This window comes from Stutzerimonas tianxiuensis (assembly GCF_053470365.1).
Genome location: NZ_JBPVWS010000004.1, coordinates 182,029 through 200,287, shown reverse-complemented (window position 1 = coordinate 200,287; position 18,259 = coordinate 182,029). Strand labels below are relative to the sequence as shown.

The following is an 18,259-nucleotide window of genomic DNA, read 5'->3' as shown; positions in this document are numbered from 1 at the left end:
GCAGGGCTCCGCAAGTCAGAACGGCAGGGTGAGATCAGGCGCGACAGTATAGAGCTGGGCGCGGAAGACGTCCTGTATGCGCTTGAGTTCTTCCTCGGTTTCGGCTTCAAAACGCAGCACCAGCACCGGAGTAGTGTTCGAGGCGCGCACCAGGCCCCAGCCTTTCGGGTAATCGACCCGCACACCGTCGAGGGTGGTGATGTTGGCGTCGCCCCAATGGGCGTCGCGATGCAGCGACTCGATGATGGTGAACTTGCTTTCTTCGGTGACCTGAATATTGATCTCGGGTGTCGAGATATCGTTCGGGAAGGCCGAGAAGACTTGCTCGGCGTTGCGCTTGTCCTGGCTGAGGATCTCCAGCAGGCGCACGGCACTGTAGATACCGTCATCGAAACCGTACCAGCGCTCCTTGAAAAAGATGTGTCCGCTCATCTCGCCAGCGAGCAGCGCACCGGTTTCCTTCATTTTCTTTTTGATCAGTGAATGCCCGGTCTTCCACATGACCGGACGACCGCCGTAGCCACTGATCAGCGGTGTCAGGCGACGTGTGCATTTGACGTCGAAGATGATGTCGGCGCCGGGGTTGCGCGACACGACATCCTTGGCGAACAGCATCAGCAGACGGTCGGGAAATACTACGCTGCCCGCATTGGTCACCACGCCGACGCGATCGCCGTCGCCGTCGAAGGCCAGGCCGAGGTCAGCATTCTCTGATTTCACCTTGGCGATCAGATCCTCGAGGTTCTCCAGCTTGCCTGGGTCCGGGTGATGGTTGGGGAAATTGCCATCGACCTCGCAGAACAGCGGAATGACCTTGCAGCCCAGGGCTTCAATAAGTTGCGGCGCGATGACGCCCGCAACGCCGTTGCCGCAGTCCACCACCACCTTCATCGGCTTGGCCACGGCGATATCGTCGCGGATTCGCTTGAAGTAGCTCTCCAGCACGTCGACCTGTTCGGCCTGGCCGACACCTTCGCTGAGGTTGCCGGTTTCGATGCGCTGGCGTAGCGCCTGGATCTGCTCGTTGGCGAGGGTGTCGCCCGCAATTACGATCTTGAAGCCGTTGTAGTCAGGCGGGTTGTGGCTGCCGGTGAGCATCACGCCGGATTTTCCGGCCAGAACATTGGCGGCGTAGTAGAGCACTGGGGTCGGGACCATGCCGACGTCGCTGACGCTGCAGCCGCTGTCCACCAACCCTTGGATCAGGTGCTGGACCAACTCAGGGCCGGACAGGCGTCCGTCGCGGCCGACTGATACATTTGGCTCGCCCTGAGCCAGGCTTTCGGACCCTACTGCCCGGCCTATCCAATACGCGGTTTCGGTGGTCAGGCTGTCGCCGACCACGCCACGGATGTCGTAGGCGCGGAAGATGCTTGCAGGCAGTTGCGGGGCTTTAGCGGCGCTCATTGCAGTTTCTCGCTCCTTGGTATCGAGGCCAAGCCAGTCCTGGTCCTCGTCGAGAATGTCGATATCGAGAATGTCGGTGTCCTGGAAAAGAGGGTCGACATATTCGGTAGATGGGGGTTGCCTGACCGCGGCCTGCTCTGTGGTCGGTGCTTTGGTCGATGCCATTCCGGCGGTGCGAAGCGGCAATCGGACCAGGCTTTTCGCCAGTGCATCAAGCGCCGGCAGGCTCAAAGTCGGTGTTTTGATGGTCTTGCCGTTGGAGAGTTCCTGAACCATCTGGCCCAGATGCAATACATCTTCGCGAAGCCTCCGTTGCTGTGCGCTAAGCACTGCCTGGAGGCCGAGCAGCAGGCCGAACAATGCCGCCAGCGCCGCCACTAGGACGAGTACTGGCGAAAGGCCCCCCGCGCCAAGCGCCGGTGCCGGCAGGAAACTGATCTTCCAGTTCGGGTTGTTGCTCGGCAGGTCTATCGCGGAATCGTCCAGTCCGGCTCCGCCACGCTGCACCAGCAACTGTGTCGGGGCGCCGCTGAACTGTTGAACCAGCCGCAGCTGCCCGGCTTCGCTTGGCAGCTGCGGCAGGGTCGCCAGGAACCGTTCCAGGCTGGTGACCAGCAGCAGTGTGCCCTGAACCGGCTGCTCAGGGCTCGCGCGCAATGCGGCGGCGCTGTAGAGCAGCCAGCGTGACCCAACCTTGAACGCTTCGGTAGCGGGCGTTTGCCCATTTTCGGCGCGCTGCAGCATATCCAGCGCGGCAAAATTCAGGGGCCCGGGCCGGCCGACATCCGTTCGCGCTTGGCCGCGAAGGCTGAGGTGAGCATCGATGACGCCGTCCCGGTAGTTCAGCTCACGTTCGGCGGCTCGTATCTGCTGCGGCTGTTCGCTGCGCAGCGCCTCGAGCAATTGCGGATCGCTGGCGGCGGCGCGCGTGTCTTCGGCCAGTTGGCGCAGGGCCTGATTGATCGCCGAAGCCTGACTTTGGCCCCATGCCTCGGCAAGCGCGCTGGCTTGCTGCTGTTGACTGCTCTGTTGGGCAGTCCAAAGCAACGCTCCCGCCACCACAAGGCCCAGCAGTCCTGGGATCAGGCCGGGTGCGAGGGTCTTAAGGCCGACGCTTCGGCGCGGGCGGGGTGCGGCGGCATCGGCAGGATTGAGAACGGTGTCGTCCTCGGCGGTGCGCTTGAAGAGTTTCATGGAGCCCCTCGGTTCGTCCTGAAAAAAGGCGAGAACTATCTCAGTGGCTGCCCGAGTGGCCGAAGCCGCCGGCGCCACGCTCACTGTTGTCGAACTCATTTACCAGTTCGAACTGCGCCTGGATCACCGGGACCAGCATCAGTTGGGCGATGCGTTCTCCTATGGCTATGTTGAAGCTGGTCTGGCCGCGGTTCCAGCAGGAGACCATCAGCTCGCCTTGGTAGTCGGAGTCGATCAGGCCGACGAGATTGCCCAGCACGATGCCATGCTTGTGGCCTAGGCCAGAGCGCGGCAGGACCAGCGCCGCGAGGTTTGGGTCGGCAATATGAATGGACAGGCCGGTAGGGATCAGCAAGGTCTGCCCAGGCTCCAGTGTCGTATCGGCTTGCAGCATGGCGCGTAGATCGAGTCCGGCAGAGCCGCTGGTGGCGTACTCAGGCAGCGGGAAATCCTTGCCAAGACGGGGGTCGAGAATCTTCGCTTGAAGTTTGTGCATGGTCAGGCCTGATGGTAACGGTCGGCGATAAAGGCGATCAGCTGGCGAGCGATATGTCCCTTGCTGGCTTGGCTGAAGCGGGTTTCGTGTTGCTGGCGGTCAATCACCGTGACGGCGTTTTCTTCGCTGTTGAAGCCAATGCTCGGGTTGGCGACATCGTTGGCCACGATGAGGTCGAGGTTCTTGTCCCGCAGTTTGCGCGTGGCGTACTCCAGCAGGTTTTCCGTCTCGGCCGCGAAGCCGACGCTGAAAGGTCGGTCTGCCCGCCCGGCCAGCGTGGCAAGGATGTCGGGGTTGCGGACCATCTGCAGAAGCAGGCCGTCGCCCTTGGTTGGGTCTTTTTTCAATTTGTGCGGTGCGACCACTTCTGGCCGATAGTCGGCAACCGCTGCGGCGGCAATGAACAGATCGCACGGCATCGCTGCTTCGCACGCGGCAAGCATGTCCCGGGCGCTGACCACGTCGATGCGTTGAACGCGGTCGGGGGTTGGCAGAAACACCGGACCGGCGACCAGGGTTACGCGTGCACCGGCTTCGGCGGCGGCCTCGGCCAGGGCGAACCCCATCTTCCCGGAGCTGTGATTGGTGATGTAGCGCACCGGATCGATGTTTTCCTGAGTCGGGCCGGCAGTAATCAAAAGATGCTTTCCGGTCAGCAGACTGCGTTTGAAGCAATCAGCAGCCGCCTGAGCCAGATCATCCGCTTCGAGCATGCGGCCGAGGCCCACATCGCCGCAGGCCTGGCTGCCGGATGCGGGGCCGAACAGGCGGATCCCTCGCTGCTCCAGCAGTGCGCGGTTGGCTTGGGTGGCAGGATCAGCCCACATGGCCTGATTCATTGCGGGCGCCAGGGCTACCGGTGCGTTGGTCGCGAGCACGAGGGTGGTCAACAGGTCGTTGGCGACACCCTGAGCCAGGCGTGCCATCAAGTCGGCAGTTGCGGGCGCCACCAGTACCAGATCGGCCCAGCGCGCCAGCTCGATATGCCCCATGGCTGCTTCGGCAGCAGGGTCGAGCAGATCCATATGTACAGGATGGCCGGACAGGGCCTGGAGGGTTAGCGGCGTAATGAATTCACGACCGCCGCTGGTCATCACGACGCGCACTTCGGCGCCCTGGTCGCGTAGCCGGCGTACCAGCTCCGCGCTCTTGTAAGCGGCGATGCCGCCGCCGACGCCCAGGACGATGCGTTTACGATAAAGCCGCTGCATAGGCCTGCCTTGTAACGGGGTGAGAACTGGTTCCGGCGAAGGCCGGTTGCCGTGGATAAAAGGCCGCTAAGATAGCACAGCGCCCTCAGAGGACGAGGGGCTCGCTCGACATGGAGGTGACATGAGCATTCGTGACTGGCCAGCGGCGGAACGGCCGCGGGAAAAGCTGTTGGAGCAGGGTGCAGCGGCCCTGTCCGATGCGGAGCTGTTAGCCATATTCCTGCGCACCGGCGTGGCCGGGAAAAGCGCGGTGGATCTGGCGCGGCATCTACTCAATGAGTTCGGCAGTCTGCGGGCTTTACTGGAAAGTGATCTCGTCCAGTTCAGTGAGCACCTGGGCTTGGGGCCGGCCAAATTTGCTCAGCTGCAAGCCGTGCTGGAAATGGCGAGGCGACACCTGGCGGAGCGCATCCGGCGGGATTCGGCGCTGGAAAGCCCGCAGGCCGTGCGCGATTACCTCAAGGCACGCCTGCGGCATGAGCCGCACGAACTCTTCGGCTGTCTGTTTCTTGACTCCAAACACAGGGTGCTGGCTTTCGAGGTGCTTTTCAGCGGTCTAGCGTTTACTAATAAATAATATATCCCTTTTTTCTGTGCTGTTTTTGTATAATGCGAGACCGTTCAAGCTAGGGATGAGTTTATGAACAGCTATTCAGACGATAGAAACAAATTCGCGGAAAATGTTTTTATGGCGTTGAAGCACGACTACCGAATTCCTGTCTCGCATACGGAAATGGATAGGGGCGGAGAGCTAGAAGAGTTTCTAGATTGTTGTTGGGATTCTAGTCGGAACGTTGAGGAATGTGCTCTCCATATCGCGTTAGAAAAAATTAAAATTCTAACCAGCTTAGGGAAAAAACTCGAGGCGATTGAAATTATCACTCGCATTGAAATGCTATGCCCATATTTGCTGAATAAAAAACTTATCAGTGAGTATTTTGCTGAGTTCTTGAAAGATAAGCTAAATCTACTCAAGGATATTATCCTCAGCGAATGCTGAATTGACAAATCGCATTAATAAATTGTCTGGCGCTGGCTTTTATGATTATTCCAGCAAGCCCGTAGGGCATAGGCTTTTGACTCATTTCTATAAATTTTCTACATTTCTCTAACTTACATAGTCGTTTTTGACTTCCTATTGCTACGACTTTTCTACGAAAAATAAAACTTCGTTTTGCGTTTTATTCGCTTCGCTCTTAAAACTTTGCGAATTTTATTCGCATTTTTCTCAGAATGCTTTTGCTTGTGTTTGAATGAGAAAACCCCGTTTTCGATTTCAACATACTTTTATAATCCTTTTAACTTTTCAAACCCGCATAAATACTGGCCTTGGGTGTATGTTCGGTTCCGAGTTGTAATAATTTCGGTTCCGGGTTCTAATAATATTCCATATTTATTGTTATATATTGTATATTTTCGGTTCTGGGTTCTAATAAGGAGCTTGATTAGTTTAAGGGTAAAATAATAGGTTCCAAGTTTAAATAAGCATATCAATTGACTTTCAATATTTTAATGTTATAAATATTGTATAGATTAATAATTGTGAGGAACCAATGGGGAAAGCATTTGTAAGAATTAGATATACAGATAAGAAGTTATTTGTTCAGGACCATTTTATATCTGTCACCAAGGCTCTTTTGTCTCTTCCGGTATTTAATATTAAACAAAGGAAGAATGCGTTCTTACAGTTAAGAATAGGGCGTATTGCTCAATACGAAGACATCAAGATTGATACTTATCAACTTAGCCTAGATATTGATTTCAATCTTTTCCTTTTCTTAACAATAAAAGCAAATACAATTCAATCCGAGCGTTTTAGTTTTAGCCTTGATGAGTTGTTCGATTTTATGAACGTATCTAAAACAAATAGGTTTGGATACGTTGATAAGATAGATGAATCTTTACGTAAACTTAAAGTGTTAACTGTCTCTTTCAAAAAAGGGCCAGAAACCTTTATTTGCGGATTGCTGAATGATGCGGTTGTTAACAGAGAAACAAAAACTGTAGATATTCAAGTAAGTGATAAATACAAAAACTTTTTTATTGCCGATAGCAATGCTATTTACAATGTTCTTCGTGATAAATACAACGAGCTATCAACTGAATATGAAAAGGCGCTTTATCTTTTCTATACAACAAACAATGCGAACACCCTTAACACATACAGCGTTGAGTTGCTAAAGGTAAGACTTCAATGCGAAGAAGTAGAGGATAAGAAGTTTCTATTCAATGTTAGAAAAGCCAATAAAGCACTCGAAGATAAAGGATTGATTGTTGAGTTCTTCGAGAACAAAGCTTGTAGAAAAACCGTGTCAATATCAGTCAATGTCAACAAGCATAAGCCGTTCAAAAATCAAGAATACAAGAGAAGTGAAGTTTCAGATATAGGAATGAATGGTGAAGTTAAAGGAATAACAGAAGAAGTGAAGGAAAAGAAGACAAAGCTCAACTGGGGATTTAAAAGGCCAGAAGCTGAAGCAATCGAAGAAGAAGATGATGATTTACCATTTTAAAACAACAAGAGCCTTAAAAGGCTCTTTATTTTGCCCGTCAACATTAGCTTAACGGATATATCTTCGAACCCTTGACAATAGTTTATTCGATGTTATGTTATAACTAACAACGGAGAAACTTATGGAGAAATCAAATCTTAAAAATCAAGCAGAGATAAAAGGCTGGATAGGCGGACAAATCAGCGGATATAAGAGAAAACAAAAGGCTTTATTTCTAATTGATTTTGTCAAAATGATTGAAATGTTGGAGTATCCAGCATTCAAATTAACTTCAAGTCTGGCAAAGAAATTAATCGCCGGATTCACTGAAGGTAAATCAATTAGCAATAATTACTTAATTGGTTCATTTGCTGAAGCTGGAAACAAAGAAAAACAAGCCAATTTAGATGGCTTGGTTTTGTCATTAGTTGAACGCCATCAGCAAATATATATTGAGCAATGGGCTATGGCCAAAATACAAATAGATAAAGACGCTATAGAATTAAAAGCCAAACTAAAGCAGGAATTAAGAGAAAGCACCTAACGGTGTTTTTTTTGGCCGATGTTATTAGCTTCCGAGATATATCCTTTAACCTAAGATTGTTCAACAAAAAAAGAGCCTTTATAAGGCTCGATTTTATGGGCAATAGACACTTCGTCTACGTCTCTTGGGTGGCTCTGGCTGCGGTTGTGGCACGTTCTGCGGTGTTTCAGGTTCTTCCGGTGGGGTAGGTTCAGAAATGACAGGAACGGGCTGTATAGGTCCTTCAGGTGTCTTCTTCCATTTCTTATCTATAGCCGCATAATCTGCCTTACGTTGTTCCAATTCCTTTAAATCTGCTGGCGATGGTTCGTATCCGCTCAACGTAAAACCTTTGGCTTCAAGGTTCATCATTTTAAACTCAAGCCACATTCTTTTTTTAGCGTGTTCTGGTCCAGAGCAATGCAAAGCTCCAGGCTCCTTAATATCTTGAGTAAGTCTTTGTAAACCCGCCCTTATAGATTGATTGGACAAATCACTGAAAGAGACTTTTGACGGGTCTTTGTAATATTCAAACGCTTTTCTATTGCTGGAGTTCTTATAGTAATACTCAACCTTTTCATTTTCCAAAATTGGAGAGAAATGCTTCACTAAAGTTGTTTGGTATTTGCTCTTAGTAAGAAAATCCACTTTTCTAGCTGTAGCTATAAAGGCTTCAATATCTTTTGGCTTTTCTTTGTTTTTGTAATGTTCTAATAGCTCTGTAAAATCGTGTTGCTCTTCAAGTTTCTTTTTTAATGAGACATAGGAAACGCCAAATTCAGACGCCTTGAATGTATTCCCGTCTTTGCTAATTGAATATGCGGTTTTACCGTTTGGGCTAATTGAATAGCCGTTATCGTGCAGATGACCAAAGAAATTTGTTGTAGTTCTGCTCTTGCTTAAAGCATTATTTACGTCTTCTCTGAACTGCTTCTTAATGGTTTTAATGCCGCGTTGCTCAAGTGCTTGCTCTTTCTTTGATTTACTTGGTTGAGTTTCAAGGTCAGGCTTTAATAGCTTTCTGTTTTCAACCAGATAAAGATTATGTTTTAATTCAAGTTCAGTTAGCTTCATTTCTATGATTCGATAGTCATCTTTTTGATAATATATTTTGTTGTTAAAGTCTCTTGGCGCCCAAATAAAATGGATATGTAATTCGTCCGTATCGTTATGAACGGCGAAAGAGTGCTCACGGTTTAAACCAATCGTATCTCCATAAAGTTCTTTGGCTATTTCAAGGGCTTTTTCGGGTGTGATATTGTCTGAGGTATGAAACGATAGGGTTTCGTGAAAAGAAGTATTTTCCTGTTTTCCCTTGCAAGCCTTATCGAACTTCTTTGAAAGAAACTCTACAAACTCTTGATTAGTTCCAATTTGGCAACGATTACTTTCAACCAATACGGCCTTTTTAATTGTATATGCCAAAGTGTTTTGTGTTTCTATTCTACTCTTTTGAGTGCTTAATTTTTCTCTAATCATTTATTCCTCTTGGTTGTTGAATATAATTTTCTTATCCTGACACTTTTCAAGCCTTATATGTAAGTTATTGAAGACTTTCACAACATTTGAAAATGTTGCTTCCATTTTTGAGTTTGGATTGTTTCCACCGTTTAGATATTTAGCTATTTGGTTAATATTTATCCCTACCTTATCCAGTGCTTGTTCAATTTCATCATAGCGATTCATTAATGATGGATTGTTAATCTCTACGACTTGATTAAGGCCTTTTCGCGCAATCGTTTCTATATACTCCCCCTGTTTCATACCCAACAGTTTTGCATTATCCGCAATCAGTTGTTTTGCTTCTTTAGAAACTCGAACATTTAATTGAATATCTTTTTTTGCCATATCATTACCTCATAATTAGTTAGTAGTTGGCTCCTTTTGTTTTCAAACGAAGTGAAGAAAATCAAGCAGGGATAGTAAGTGAAAATGTCCGAAGGAATTTTTACGGTAGGAAATAACGCCAGTTATTTGCTATACAATCCCATTGCTTGCCTATAGAAAAAGAAACCTATATCTATATTTGTATCATATAAATTATAAGTTTCAATATGTATAGCAAACTAATTTTTAAAATGTATAGCGGGGATGTATAGCAAAACGTATAGCAAAAAAGCGGAAATAAAAAGGCCAGCATAAATGCCAGCCCTTTATAGTTCGATTATCTATTTTATGATGTTAGATAAGTCATCAATACCAAACTCTGCCAATGGAGATTTTTCTGGAAATTTATGCCATACAGATAATTTAAAATCTGGCTCATCCTTCAATTTTATAGTTAGGATGACCGTTCCGACTTCTTTATCGAAATTGATAAAAAATAGGATTCCACGATTTATAAAGAATGAGTTCAATTTCATTCTTCCAATCTCTGTTTGATATAGTTCTATTATTTCTTTGGGTGTTGTTGCTTCTAATACTTCTGCTTCAACAATCAAATCACCTTCAAGATTTACAATTTCTTTTTCAAGTTCTGCAATTTTTGCTTCACTATTTGCAATCCGTTGAATAAATGTTTTTGGAATAATTCCATCGAATTGAGCAAGCGAAGCGTCAAGCATAGATAAAGAATTTTTTTCAATGAGCAGTTCTGTTTGCTTTGATCTTATTTCTTCTTTCTGTTTGCTGTTATCTTTTGCCGCAAAAAACTTGCCAAACGCATTATTAAAATTATCAAAACTCGCATAGTCCTTATCACTAAACCAAGTGAAATCTTTTCTCTTTTTCTCTGTTCGTTCATCTATATAACGATTTTCATACATTTGTTGAATAGCGCAAAGGAATATCCCAAAAGCCAATTCAAATCTAATTCTATTGCCGCACTCGCAAACTCGTTCTGCTCTGTTTGAACAAACTAAATAAGCATAACGTTTCTTCTCTTTACCCAAGCCTTGGAGATTAAAAAACATCCCAACATCGTGGTCATCGCATTTAATGCAATGCCTAAATATGTTGTAGTTGTTTGGTGCTCTGCGCCCACTTTTCCTTTCATTGAAGCGTTTTTTGATTGCTGCAACTGCTGTTTCAAAAGTGTTTTCATCTACAATCTTTGGATAATAATTAGGGATATATCTATCAAAGATACGGCCTTCGCCATCATCTTCTCTTCTTTGAAGAGCCAAAACACCAATAGGACTTTTAGTCTTAATCAATTCATCAATGTGTTTTCTTGTCCATTTTCGTTTCGATGTTTTATTTACTTCCTTGATTGCTTCCAAGATTCCGACATATTTCAATCGTTCAAAAATAGTTCTAATTTCGTTTGCTTCATCTTCAACAATTACAAATCGTTCTTCTTTATCATCATAAGCAAAGCCATAAGGACATTGCTTTCTAATGATTTTAGTTTCTGCTGCATTTCTCTTTTTAATCCAAGAAGATTTTAAGCGTTTTGATTTTGTGTCGGATTCTTCGTGTGCTCGCTTCGCAATCACACCGACCATTAACAATGTTTCTAAATCACGATTCGGATCATCATAAGAATAGGTTTTATTATCAATAGCGGTATGAATCCGCACACCTTTACGTAAAATAGATTGGATCAGTTCAACGGAATCATTCAGCCTTTGGCGTGTTAGACGGTCGATTGACTCAACGATGATGTAATCACCGGACTCAATTTCCCCACTCTCAATCCTATCCAACAAGCCTTTCAATTGACCTATGCGAGCGTTAGCACCACGAAAGGCACTAACACCCTTATCAATGATAGTTTCAACCACCTCTACGCCAGTGGTAGCCGTGAAGGCTCCAAGTGGTGTGGTTTGGCGTGTGTGGCTGTCTCTGTCCAAACCGCCTTGCTCGGCGGTTGACCATCTAACATAGGCGTAGGCTTTGGGCATTGCTGCAAGTCTCTAACGGTTTTATTAGATACTACTACACCGTTGTTTCACGGCACCATCGACGGGGCCAGTGTGTATCCCCGTCAAGTGGTCAAGCGCGCGCTGGCGCACAATGCCGCAGCGGTCATTCTGGCCCACAATCATCCCTCGGGCGTGGCCGAACCGAGCCAGGCTGATCGGCAACTGACGCGCAGGCTCAGCGATGCGCTCGGGCTGATCGATGTGCGGGTGCTCGATCATTTCATCGTCGGCGATGGCGAGCCGCTGTCCATGGCCGAATATGGCTGGATGTGAGCCAGCCATGTTCAGGCCAGCAGCGGTATCAGCAGCAACGGGACCAAGACGCTAAGGACGAAGCGGCCGTTCCAGCCGACGGCGATGCGCCAGGGCGAGAGCTGCGCGTGGCGCGCCAGTAATACCGCTGAGGGGCCGTAGGGCGAGAGCAGCATCGCCAGCGAAAAACCGAACAGCAGCGCCACGGCCGGCTGCGTTACCGCCAAGCCCTGGCTCGCCAGCTGTGCCAACAAGGCTGCGCACACGTTTAGCGATATCAGTGGTGCGACGCCGAGCAGCGCCATCGCCATGACTGACAGGGCACCGACCGCACCCAGCCCGAACAATATCAGTGGGGTGTTTCCCAGCTGATCCGCCAGGTGATGCACCGGTAACACGGCGGCTACCAGGCCGGCGAGCAATGCTGAGCTGGCAAAAATGAACGTCTCGTTGCGCATGCCGATGAGTGTTTCGCTTACCTCGCGGAACACCTGGCGCGGCGCGATCCGCTGCCAGAGCAGGATAAGGATGACGGCGCTTGGTACCAGCAACATGGCTGCTTGGGTGGCGGACAGCCAAGTCAGCGCTGCCAGCAGGGCGATCAGGCTGATACCGATCAGGCTGCCGATCAGCAATCCACCCACGCGACCGCCGGGCTGCTGTGTTTGTGTGCCGAAGTTGGCGTCAGGGGCATCGGCCAGCTGTTGCAAGCGTCGGTTCTCGGCTGGCCATCCGAACAGCAGCAGGAGCAGCCCGCCAAGCAGCCCGAAGGGAAGCAGCGTGCTCCAGCTGAGGCCTGGGAGTTCGCGGGTCAGGATCGCCACCGCAACGCTGGTCGGCGCGAGCAAGGGCACCAGCGCGAATCCGCGCAAGGCGGTAACCATTACCCCACGGCGGCCTTCGCGTCGCTGAGTGTCGTTGTAGGGGCGGCGCTCAAGGTGATTTTCCAGCGAGCCGCATATCAGGTTAAGCATGCCGAAACTGAGCACCGAGCTGATCGCGAAGGTGCTCAGCAGATAGCCTGGGTAGAGCCACGCCCGCGGGCCTGCCAGCAGCAGGCGATGCAGCTCGCTGAGTTGGTGCAGACGCTTGACGAGGCAATGCATCAGGCCCAGCGCGCCGATAAAGGCTGCGTAGTAGGCGGCCGACGACAATATGCGCGCGCCCTGCTGCCAGCTTGCTTCCCCTGAAAGCAGCCAGTACCCGAGTAGCGCCGCGGTGAACATTCCGAGGCGCCGCGGATAGGGCATCAGCGAGCGCCAGTGCCAGACGAAGAACAGGCCCAGCAGGGCGCCGCTGATCACGCTCAGCGGCTGGATTCGGGTTATCAGCGCCAACAGCTCGAACAATAGAGCCAGTGGCAATAGTGCGGTCATCTAGGCGGGCAGCTCCCGGCGAAGAGCGCCACGCTTGAACACGCCTTCGCCGAACGCGATCAGCCGATCCTGTTCATCCAGCAAGTCGCAGCTGGCCATGAACACCTTATGCCCAGACGAACGACATTTGGCTTGGGCTCTGACGCGACTCCCTGCTGCGGCTGCGCTGCTGAAATTGATGTTCATCGACAGCGTCAATGCCACCCGGCGGTCGGCCGGGTCGGCTTCCCAGGTGCCGCACAAGCCCATGGCGACATCCATCAAGGTCGCCATGACGCCGCCGTGCATGTTGCTGGCATTGTTCAGATGGCGTGGCAGCAGATCCAGGGCGAGGGTGGCGTGCTCAGGGCCATAAGCCAGCAGCTCGCAGCCGATGTCCTGGAAGAAGCCGGTAACGGAGGCGTGGACCTGCAGCAGTTGGTCAGGTGAGTAGTCGGTTGCGGACATGGCGTTCGATCACGGATGGCTTGCTAAGGAGACTGGCAGTCTTTAGGCTCGTGGTCAATTGGATGGAATAACGTTTCGCAGTGCGAAATAAAGATTGAGTTAAAGCGGTCGCTTTGCAACGCCATCTCTATTAAGGAGGTTTCCATGTTTTCTCGTATCGGCATCATCGGCGCCGGCGCTATGGGGCGCGGCATCGCGCAGCTTTTCGCCAGCGCTGGCCAGCAGGTCTGGCTCTACGACAGTCGCCCCGAAACCATCGACCAGGCCTTGCAGTTTAATCGCGAGCTGCTCGAGCGCAGCGTAGCCAAGGGGCGCATGAGTGCCGATGAGCTGACAGCAATCCTTGAGCGCATGCAGCCGGCGCATCAGCTGGCCGAACTGTCCGGCTGCGACCTCCTGATCGAAGCCATCGTGGAAAACCTGGAAGCCAAGCAGAGTCTGTTCGTCGAGCTAGAAGGCTTGATCGCTGCCGATGCCGTCCTCGCGACCAACACCTCGTCGCTGTCAGTCACCCGCATCGCCAGTGCCTGCAAGCGGCCCGAGCGAGTGGCGGGTTACCACTTCTTCAACCCGGTGACGCTGATGAAGCTGGTCGAGGTGGTTCGCGGTGAACGGACTGATCCGTCGGTGATCGAGCGGCTGGTGCAACTGGCCGAGCACGCGGGGCACTTTCCCGCCATCACCCCGGACACCCCCGGTTTTCTGGTCAACCACGCCGGACGCGCTTATGGCACCGAGGCGCAGCGGATTCTCAGCGAGGGTATCGCCACGCCAGAACAGATCGACCGCATCCTGCGTGACGGCCCAGGGTTTCGAATGGGCCCGTTCGAGTTGTTCGATCTGACCGGGCTGGACATATCCCATGCGGTGATGGAGTCGGTGCATGACCAGTTCTACTACGACCCGCGCTACACCCCGTCCTATCTCGCTGCCCAGCGGGTGGCGGCCGGGTTGCTCGGACGCAAGACCGGCCAGGGCTTCTATCGCTACGAAGAAGGGCAGCAGATCCGCTCGCCGGAGCCCCGCTACGAGCTGGTGACCATTGACCGACCGTTCTGGCTGGACAGTATCGAGCCCGCGCTGCGCAGCCAGGTTGGCTCAGTCCTGCAACAGGCAGGCGCGGTGCTGGAGGACGGTGCCGAGCCTTCGGACCAGGCAATCTGCCTGATCACGCCGCTGGGTGAGGATGCCAGCCATTGCATCGAGCGGCTGGCGCTGCCCGCGGTGCGCACCATTGCGCTGGACCCGTTCAGCGACCTCGACAGACGCCGCGTGCTGATGCGTCAGCCTGCGCTCGATCCGGGGCTGGAGGCGCAGGCACGTCAGGCGTTAGGGGCCGACGGTGTGCCCGTAGAAGTCATCAACGACTCGCCGGGCTTCGTCAGTCAGCGCATCGTGGCCAGTATCGTCAATCTGGGGTGCGAGATCGCTCAGAAGGGCATTGCCTCTCCGGAGACACTCGACCGCGCTGTAACGGTGGCCCTCGGCTATCCAAAGGGTCCGCTGGGGTTTGCCGCGCACTACAACCCGGCCCGAATCCTGACCATTCTCGAGGGCATGCAGCGCTGCTACGGGCAGGAACCGCGCTATCGCCCAAGCCCTTGGTTGCGGCGCCGGGTGCAGCTCGGTCTGCCGCTGACGGTGCCGGATCAGGCGCGCTAAGGCGAACGCCTGAGCGCAAGTTCAGACTAAGCGCCGCTTAAGGTTGGCTGCATCCAGCCGCTAAACCGGTAAGTCTGCCGCGCCGGACGATTGCTGGGGTTGCGCAATCGTGCCGTGCTCGGCAAGGCCATGTGCCACCAAGGGACAATGTTCTTTGTTGGCAGAGGTGGTACAACGCCTTTTTACCGGATGAAAACAAGAGGCCACCGATGCGCCCAACCTTCCGCCTACACCCCAGGGCCTGCCTGTTGCACGCGGCGGCTCTGTTGGGATTGCTGCTGTTTCATGGCTGGATGGAGCTGCCGTTCTATCTGACGGCGATTTCAGTTCTGCTACTGGCCCTTTGGCCCTGGCTGGGTCCGTGGCGCACAGCGGCAAAAGCCCCGATTGCAGAAGACGCCAGCGAGCTGAGCTCCGCTGCGCTGAGCAAGAGTCTCTCGCGGCATACCTGCCATAACGCGCTGTCGGCCGCTCAGGTGTCGTTCAGTGCTGAACAACTGGCGGCACGGCTACAGTCGCAGCTGGTCGCGGTCAGCGAGATTGCCAATGGCGCCGAGGCGATGACCGCGACGGAGCAGGACAGCGCTGTCCGAGCGCGGCAGGCCTTAGAGGCGGCCGAGGCCGTGCGGCGCAGCAGTGATACCGGCCGTATTGAGCTCCAACACGCTATCGAACGTATGCAGCAACTCAGCGCACAGACCGAGGCCAGCCGCGAACTGCTTGATGGGCTCTCGGCCCGTACCGAAGAGATCCGTCAGATCACCGAGGTGATTCAATCCATCGCCAGCCAGACCAATCTGCTTGCGCTCAATGCCGCGATCGAAGCCGCGCGCGCCGGTGAAGCCGGGCGTGGCTTTGCCGTGGTCGCTGATGAGGTGCGCAACCTGGCCGGACGCACCAGTAGTGCTACCGAAGAGGTCGGTCGGATGGTCAGCGATATCCGTGAGCAAAGTGGCGCGGTGGTCAGCCATATTCAGAAGCAGGCCAGTGAACTGGACGAGGCCGCCGCTCAGATCGCAGGGACGGGTACTCAGCTGAGCGGAATTGCTGATCTGGCTGGCAATGTCGAAACCCAGGTGGCGGAGATCGCGGCCGGCACGGCAAGCAATCATGAGCGACTGGCGCAGTTGTTCGTCGCGCTAGAGCAGTTGCGTGGCGACGCACTGGAGAGCGAGACCCAGACGCGCCAGCTCGAACAGGCGGCAGAGAAGCTCGTCGAGCAGGCGGAAACGGTCAGCGAGCAGCTCGCGGAGGTCCAGCTGGATGCCTACCATCAGAACGTTTTCGACCTGGCGCGCGAAGGCGCGGCGGCCATCGGTGCGCGTTTCGAGGCGGACCTGCAAGCCGGGCGCTTGACTCTCGACGATCTGTTCGACCGCAATTACCGGGCGCAGCCGGGCACCAACCCGATTCGTTACAACACCCGCTTCGATCGCTATGCCGACGAGGTACTACCTGCGATTCAGGAGCCCTTGCTCGCGCGTAGCGAGGCGTTGGTTTACGCCATCGCCACCACGCCCGACGGCTACGTTCCGACCCACAACCGTGCTTTTAGCCAGCCGCCGGTGGGCGACCCTGAGATCGACAAGGTCAAGAGCCGCAGCAAACGCCTGTTCAATGACCGCACCGGAGCGCGCTGCGGCAGCCACGAGCGCAAGGTGCTGTTGCAGACCTACAGCCGTGATACCGGCGAGCTGATGCATGACCTCTCGGTGCCGATCATGGTTGGCGGGCGCCAGTGGGGTGGTCTGCGATTGGGCTACCGTCCGGAGCCCTAGCGGAACGCGGCGTGTTTGGCACAAGCGCCGTGGCCTTTGGCACTCAATGACCGGCGGAAGCCGCGCGGCTTCCCGCCAAGCTGACTAAGCTTGCCAGTCAGGCTATCCGGAGTCCGCCATGAAAACGCTCACCGACCACCTTGCCCAGTACGCGGCCTATCACCGAGACCCGCGCAACCTGCTCAGCCATTTCATCGGCATTCCGATGATCGTCCTGGCTGTCGCGGTGCTGCTATCGCGACCAGGTCTGGAGGTGTTCGAACTTTGGCTCAGCCCGGTTGCGCTGGTCGCATTAATCTCGACACTGTTCTACCTGCGGCTGGACCTGCGCTTCGGCGTGCTGATGGGGGCGGTGCTGCTGCTCTGCGTGTGGGTCGGCGCAGCGCTTGCCCAGCAGTCGACAACACTATGGCTGACCGCCGGGGCCGGTTTGTTCGTGCTCGGCTGGATCATTCAGTTCATCGGCCACTACTTCGAAGGGCGCAAGCCCGCATTTGTCGACGACCTGACCGGGCTGATTATCGGGCCGCTGTTCGTGGCGGCAGAACTGGGCTTCATGCTCGGTCTGCGCGAGCCCCTGCGCCACGCTATCGAGGCGCGGGTTGGCCCTGTGCAGCTGCGGCAGCAGCCGGCTGATGCGTGAACGGTGAGCGCTCAGTCGGGCGCGAGCGCCATCCACTGGTTGCTGAGGCTGCGAGCGTGGCGATCAACCATGATCGGGGCGAAGGCGCGGCCTGAGGCGGTGTTGAAGCTGTTGTTACCGCTGTTCATGTCTTCGAGCGCGACCTTGAGAAATTCCCAACGCGTCTTCAACTTGGCGATGGCCGCATTCGATTTGCCGTCCAGCGCCGCCAGTTGCTCGTCGATCGACGGTACGAGGCGGCGCTCGTCCTGACCGAGGTAGGTGTCCGGCTGTTCGCGTGCGGTTTCGAACGAGCCGACATAGGCGCGGCTCAGGTACTGAACGGTAAGGTATTCCACTTTGGCCGGAAGCTCGGCACGCACGTCGGCGCCTTGCTGGCTGCGCACCGCCGTCAGGAAATCGCGTAGCGCCTTGCTCATCTGCAACGGCCAGCCCCAGGGCATGTCGTCCTCTTCACGGCCGAAGCTTGCGCCTTCACGCAGCGTTGTCTGCAGGACCTGATGCAATTGGTGCAGGTCATTGCGGGCGCCGGGAAAGCTGTCGACCGTTTCAGCTAGCGACTTGAGGTCGCTCTCCATTCGGGCCAGGTGCGCTTTCTGGAAGCCTTCACCTCGATAGAGCAACAGGCTGCTGGTGGCGCGGTTGGCATGGATCTGCATGCTTTCCAGCGCGGTGAAGGTCTGAGCGTGGGCAGGATTAAGCAGCGCTGGAAACCAGCACGCCAGCAAAACCACCATCCATAGCCACTTGCGATGAGTCATGTTGCGCTCCCTTTTTATTTTTATAGAAGCAGGTGCCAGGCTGTAGAACCAGCACGGCATAGGTTCGGTAGCCTAGCCAAGGGGTGGCGCTCTGGTATCACACAAAGGGATTAATTCTGCGGGGACGGCCATTTGCGCGGCAAGATTGGCG

The 18,259-nt window shown here is 53.4% G+C and carries 15 protein-coding genes and 2 pseudogenes; 8 read left to right on the top strand and 9 right to left on the bottom strand.

What is annotated here, in order from left to right:
• Positions 1-15: 15 nt before the first annotated feature.
• The 3 genes from algC to coaBC form a co-directional block, all read right to left on the bottom strand.
• The gene (gene algC, locus ACSSNI_RS07510) at positions 16-1,407 is read right to left on the bottom strand and encodes a phosphomannomutase/phosphoglucomutase (protein ID WP_200637105.1); all 1,392 of its coding nucleotides are present in this window, start codon (positions 1,405-1,407) and stop codon (positions 16-18) included.
• A 1,234-nt stretch (positions 1,408-2,641) separates the two neighbouring features.
• Positions 2,642-3,097 carry a dUTP diphosphatase gene (dut, locus tag ACSSNI_RS07505; RefSeq protein WP_102837737.1) on the bottom strand — a complete coding sequence of 152 codons (456 nt, stop codon included), beginning with the start codon at positions 3,095-3,097 and terminating at the stop codon, positions 2,642-2,644.
• A 2-nt stretch (positions 3,098-3,099) separates the two neighbouring features.
• The gene (coaBC, locus tag ACSSNI_RS07500) at positions 3,100-4,308 is read right to left on the bottom strand and encodes a bifunctional phosphopantothenoylcysteine decarboxylase/phosphopantothenate--cysteine ligase CoaBC (protein ID WP_200636249.1); all 1,209 of its coding nucleotides are present in this window, start codon (positions 4,306-4,308) and stop codon (positions 3,100-3,102) included.
• Between the two features lie 121 nt (positions 4,309-4,429).
• Between coaBC and ACSSNI_RS07495 the strand changes: the two are divergent.
• From ACSSNI_RS07495 to ACSSNI_RS07480, 4 genes and pseudogenes are all read left to right on the top strand, one after another.
• Positions 4,430-4,864 (top strand): annotated as a pseudogene (locus ACSSNI_RS07495) (UPF0758 domain-containing protein); the annotation flags it as partial.
• Positions 4,865-4,948: 84 nt separating this feature from the next.
• Positions 4,949-5,308, top strand: a complete 360-nt coding sequence (locus ACSSNI_RS07490; RefSeq protein WP_241529964.1) for a hypothetical protein — start codon at positions 4,949-4,951, stop codon at positions 5,306-5,308.
• A 553-nt stretch (positions 5,309-5,861) separates the two neighbouring features.
• Complete coding sequence (locus ACSSNI_RS07485; RefSeq protein ID WP_241529965.1) at positions 5,862-6,821, top strand: RepB family plasmid replication initiator protein; 960 nt, start codon at positions 5,862-5,864, stop codon at positions 6,819-6,821.
• Between the two features lie 121 nt (positions 6,822-6,942).
• Positions 6,943-7,344, top strand: a complete 402-nt coding sequence (locus ACSSNI_RS07480) for a hypothetical protein (protein WP_241529966.1) — start codon at positions 6,943-6,945, stop codon at positions 7,342-7,344.
• 93 nt (positions 7,345-7,437) lie between these two features.
• Here the strand turns inward: ACSSNI_RS07480 and ACSSNI_RS07475 are convergent, their stop codons facing one another.
• The 3 genes from ACSSNI_RS07475 to ACSSNI_RS07465 form a co-directional block, all read right to left on the bottom strand.
• Positions 7,438-8,802 carry a relaxase/mobilization nuclease domain-containing protein gene (locus tag ACSSNI_RS07475; protein WP_241529967.1) on the bottom strand — a complete coding sequence of 455 codons (1,365 nt, stop codon included), beginning with the start codon at positions 8,800-8,802 and terminating at the stop codon, positions 7,438-7,440.
• On the bottom strand, positions 8,803-9,171 hold the full coding sequence (locus ACSSNI_RS07470) for a plasmid mobilization protein (protein WP_241529968.1): 369 nt from the start codon (positions 9,169-9,171) through the stop codon (positions 8,803-8,805).
• A 320-nt stretch (positions 9,172-9,491) separates the two neighbouring features.
• Positions 9,492-11,168, bottom strand: a complete 1,677-nt coding sequence (locus ACSSNI_RS07465; protein ID WP_241529969.1) for a recombinase family protein — start codon at positions 11,166-11,168, stop codon at positions 9,492-9,494.
• Positions 11,169-11,210: 42 nt separating this feature from the next.
• Here ACSSNI_RS07465 and ACSSNI_RS07460 point away from each other — a divergent pair.
• Positions 11,211-11,462, top strand: a pseudogene (locus tag ACSSNI_RS07460) (JAB domain-containing protein); the annotation flags it as partial.
• Positions 11,463-11,473: 11 nt separating this feature from the next.
• Here the strand turns inward: ACSSNI_RS07460 and ACSSNI_RS07455 are convergent.
• Positions 11,474-12,817, bottom strand: a complete 1,344-nt coding sequence (locus ACSSNI_RS07455; protein WP_200636250.1) for a hypothetical protein — start codon at positions 12,815-12,817, stop codon at positions 11,474-11,476.
• A complete protein-coding gene (locus ACSSNI_RS07450; RefSeq protein ID WP_200636251.1) occupies positions 12,818-13,264 on the bottom strand; it encodes a PaaI family thioesterase in 447 nt (148 codons plus the stop codon). It abuts the gene before it with no gap.
• A 144-nt stretch (positions 13,265-13,408) separates the two neighbouring features.
• Here ACSSNI_RS07450 and ACSSNI_RS07445 point away from each other — a divergent pair, with 144 nt between their 5' ends.
• The 3 genes from ACSSNI_RS07445 to ACSSNI_RS07435 all read left to right on the top strand — a co-directional run bounded on the left by ACSSNI_RS07445 (position 13,409) and on the right by ACSSNI_RS07435 (position 17,347).
• The gene (locus ACSSNI_RS07445) at positions 13,409-14,926 is read left to right on the top strand and encodes a 3-hydroxyacyl-CoA dehydrogenase (RefSeq protein WP_200636252.1); all 1,518 of its coding nucleotides are present in this window, start codon (positions 13,409-13,411) and stop codon (positions 14,924-14,926) included.
• A 209-nt stretch (positions 14,927-15,135) separates the two neighbouring features.
• Positions 15,136-16,704 carry a methyl-accepting chemotaxis protein gene (locus ACSSNI_RS07440; RefSeq protein WP_200636253.1) on the top strand — a complete coding sequence of 523 codons (1,569 nt, stop codon included), beginning with the start codon at positions 15,136-15,138 and terminating at the stop codon, positions 16,702-16,704.
• A gap of 118 nt (positions 16,705-16,822) precedes the next feature.
• Positions 16,823-17,347 (top strand): Mpo1 family 2-hydroxy fatty acid dioxygenase, encoded by a 525-nt coding sequence (locus ACSSNI_RS07435; RefSeq protein WP_200636255.1) that lies wholly within the window; start codon positions 16,823-16,825, stop codon positions 17,345-17,347.
• Between the two features lie 11 nt (positions 17,348-17,358).
• Here ACSSNI_RS07435 and ACSSNI_RS07430 read toward each other — a convergent pair whose 3' ends face one another.
• Complete coding sequence (locus ACSSNI_RS07430; protein WP_148923918.1) at positions 17,359-18,108, bottom strand: hypothetical protein; 750 nt, start codon at positions 18,106-18,108, stop codon at positions 17,359-17,361.
• Positions 18,109-18,259 lie beyond the last annotated feature (151 nt).